This is a genomic window from Aphanizomenon sp. CS-733/32, from assembly GCF_028330045.1.
Taxonomy (GTDB): Bacteria; Cyanobacteriota; Cyanobacteriia; order Cyanobacteriales; family Nostocaceae; genus Dolichospermum; species Dolichospermum gracile.
Genome location: NZ_JAQMSE010000086.1, coordinates 1 through 3746 on the forward strand (window position 1 = coordinate 1; position 3746 = coordinate 3746).

Genomic DNA, 3746 nt, shown 5'->3' on the forward strand with positions numbered 1-3746 from the left:
GACTAGAAGTCGCAGCTACACAGACGAAACCCACCTTCGTGGGTTCAAAAGCCTTGATTTTTCGTTAGTCCACGCAGGTGGACTTTGTTTGTGTAGTAGCGATTTCTAATCGCCGGAAACTTTTCAAACATCCTCTAAGGTAAATCGTTTTTACTGTCCCCGAAAAAGACGATTATTCTAGTACAGAATCTTCATCTTCTAATTCTCCTAATGCAGAAATAATCACAGATGGTCTATCAGGAAATTCTGCCACAAGTTTTAAATCTCCTCCCATTGCTTTTACATAACTACGTAATGTAGAAAGTAAAAGATCCGCCCGTTTTTCTAATCTAGAAACACTATCTTGACGGATTCCTAATAATTCTGCCATAGATTCTTGAGTTAATTTTCTGGCTTTTCTCATATTTTGAAGCGTCATATTTTCCAAAATAAGTTCTTGAGCGCGAGCTTCAATTTTTGCCCGACGTTCAAGTGGTAATTGTGCCATTATGTCAGTTAGTTTGGTTGCCATATTTTTATTCTCCTTCGTCTTTTAATTCCTGAAGATGGGAGTCAAATCGGTTATCTGCTTTTGTAATTAATTGTGTTATATTTGTCAATTATTAGAGGATGTTTGAGAAGTTTTTAATGTATAAATAAACTCCTCTCCAAACTTCTCCAGTATTAAATGTTATTCCTTTTCCCTCTCCTTTTAGGAGAGGGTTAGGGAGAGGTGCAGGGAGAGGCTTTGAAAACCCCATTCCCTTTAAATAGTATTATCTTCTTTATTTAACAAGTTGTGTCTGTTTCTTGTTAAAGATTATTCATAAACCATTGCCTTAACAGAACGGTATTATTTTGCGTCTTGTCTGTTTTCGTTGTATCAGTGGTGGTGGTTTCTGGGTTTTGTGTTATAACCCAGTTGTGAAAATGAACTCAAACGAAAGACTACTCTATGGAACCAGATAAGCTGGCGCGATTGAAAGAGTACGGTGAATTTATCCTCCGCAAAGTTGACTCAGTTCCCCAACGCCCTTCCCAAGAGGAGGATTGGGTTCCCACTAGTCTTGATGATTGTCTGTTGCGGTTGCGAGAGGCGGCACAGAAAACTGTGGAACTGGCCAACTCACCGGTGAAAATTGGTGTAATGGGGGAGTTTAGCAGCGGCAAAAGTTTGCTGCTAGGTAGTTTAATTGGTTATGCGGACGCTTTACCTGTCAGTGAAAATCCAACGACAGGTAATGTCACAGCTATTCATATTAAACCCCAAGATGATTTTGGGACTACTCAAGTAAATAATTATACGGTGGAATATTTATCCCATGAAGGGGTAAATGAGTGCTTACACTTCATTCTCAAAGAAGCAAACCGTCGCGCTGTGTCTGCTGGGGTGACACCTTTACAGGTAGCTAAAATTAAAACTGGTAAGGATATCAGTATTTGGTGTGAGGAAGTTTGGAAAAGCTCAAATAATTTAGAGTTGCGTTATTTGGTGCGGGAGTTAGTGTTATTTTTGCGGGCTTATCAGGCTTATGGTGAGGCTTTATGCGGTCGCTTTTACCAAATTGATGGTATTACTGCCCGTGAGGGTTTACAACTGGCAGAAATGCCAATGGCGATTCAATCTCTCAAGTTTGAGGATTTACCAGCGGCGAATGTTCGCTTACCAAATGCGCCACAACGGTTAGGAACGCAATTATTACAAGCCAGTTTTCCTTTAATTCGTCGCGTTGATATTGAAGTGAAGATATCACGGGAAATTTGGGATGTTACGGGTGCCCAAGAGTTTGTGCTGTTGGATTTTCCTGGGTTGGGTGCTGCTAATTCTGGGGCTAGGGATACATTTTTATCGTTGCGAGAATTGGCACAGGTACAGACAATTTTAGTCTTACTTAATGGTAAATCGCCGGGGAGCGATCGCGCCCATAAAATCTTCACAATGATGCAGCAACAACGCCCCGGACAAGACCTCAAGGATTTAATTCTCGTCGGTGTGGGACGTTTTGATCAACTGCCTTTAGAAAGTGAAGGTGGAGAAAGAGAACTAGATTTATTAATTAATCATCAATCTGATTCTCAATCGTTAGAAACAAATACAGTTTTCCAAAAATTAAAGGTTCTCAAAACTATTATTGATGGAGCGGAAGCATTTACTAGTCAAAAAGACAGAATTGTTTTATTATCACCCCTGTTAGGATTAGCTGAATTAGCTAAACGTTCTGGTCAAGTCAAAGCCGGTTCTGAGGAATTTCTCGCTAATTTAGATTATCCAGAATATCTGGAAAGACCGAAAAAATTACAACAGAAATGGGGTGATTTAAGTGAAGCTTTATTAGCAGCAGATGGGAGAAATCAATTAGGCAAACAATTGGGTTATTTTGCTCAAGATGGTGGTATTAGTAAATTAAGAGAACTAATTCAAACTCATGTTGCTAATCACGGCTTAAAGCAATTATATGAAGATACCCGTCGGGCGGCTGATGGTATTCGTCAACAACAAGAATATCTCAAAGAAATTATTGCCGAAATTCACGAACAAGGTATACCCACAGTTGATACTCCGGCTTTACTAGAACTAAGAACAGCCATAGAAAGTTTAGATAGAACCTACAGAAACTTTCAGAAAGATTTAGGTAAAGAACAACTGAAAGATAGAAGAGGTATTGTCGTTAGTGATGTCATTAAAGATGAACTAACTTTAAAAATATTGAATTGGAGTCAGTGGACATTACTATTTAATAAAATCCAAAATGGCACAATTACCTTAGCAGAATTTAAAGGTGCAGCGGGGAAATTATTTGATAGAGGAAATCGGGTTAATACCTCCATACCGACTAAGAGTGATGACTTTTATCCAGCCTTTGAGAAAACAGTCAGAGAACTGGAGAACTTTGCGAGCGATCGCATTCGTCAAGCCGTAATAGACTTATTAAGCTCATTAGCACATCAAATCACCTTAGAACGGGAAAAACTACAAGCCATTCTTCAGCCAGAAATGGAACAAGAAATTGAATCAAAATTTGGACTTGAAGAAGCAGATTTATTTTATAAATTGTTACTAGGATCTGATCCTCGTCAATGGAAAGAAGCAATTATTACCGAAATCAATAACCATAATCAAACCATCAAACCAGAAAGTATTTTTCCCCTAGCTAGACAAGACGAAAAACACAGTGTAGGACAAATTTTTGATTGGTCACCAGAAAGAAATCAAAACCCATCCAGAAGTGTCAATCATCAACTTTTCGTCTTACGACTGCGAGATGAAATTACAGCCAGTGCTAGTCTTCACCTTGTGCAATATGTCAGTGAAAGCAATCAGCAAGTAAATATAGAAATCAATGGAATTTTAGATCAAATTATTCCCAGCTTGCAAAACCTTTCCAAAAAAGAAGCGCTACTAAGATATATTGCTGCTAGAGATTCACAAGCCGAATTTGCTATCCCCGCTTGGTTAGAAATCCTCACCGATATTGCCACAATTAATGAAGACGAACTATTTACCTACATTTAAGGGCTAACATCTAATGAAACACAAACTTATCTGCGGTTATCTTTTCCCATCTGCGGTTACAATCTTCCTTTTTTACCTCACCGGAATAGGAATTAACAATAAAGTAAACCTTTAAGTAGAGTAACGTAAATAATTAAAGGTTTGTAGTAAGGTCTTTAGACCTGAAAGTAGGGCTAAAGCCCTAACTACGAGCAAATTTCAGAATCTGTTAAGTTACTTAACATAGTTCTATTTATTTTTACCTACCTACTTA

2 protein-coding genes are annotated in these 3746 nt (G+C 38.3%); one reads left to right on the forward strand and one right to left on the reverse strand.

All coding sequences use genetic code 11. The features are described 5' to 3' along the window. Positions 1-172: 172 nt before the first annotated feature. A complete protein-coding gene (locus tag PN471_RS06805) occupies positions 173-511 on the reverse strand; it encodes a helix-turn-helix domain-containing protein (protein WP_168643364.1) in 339 nt (112 codons plus the stop codon). Positions 512-934: 423 nt separating this feature from the next. Here PN471_RS06805 and PN471_RS06810 point away from each other — a divergent pair, with 423 nt between their 5' ends. Beyond that, positions 935-3493 carry a dynamin family protein gene (locus tag PN471_RS06810; protein ID WP_271776195.1) on the forward strand — a complete coding sequence of 853 codons (2559 nt, stop codon included), beginning with the start codon at positions 935-937 and terminating at the stop codon, positions 3491-3493. Positions 3494-3746: the final 253 nt, after the last annotated feature.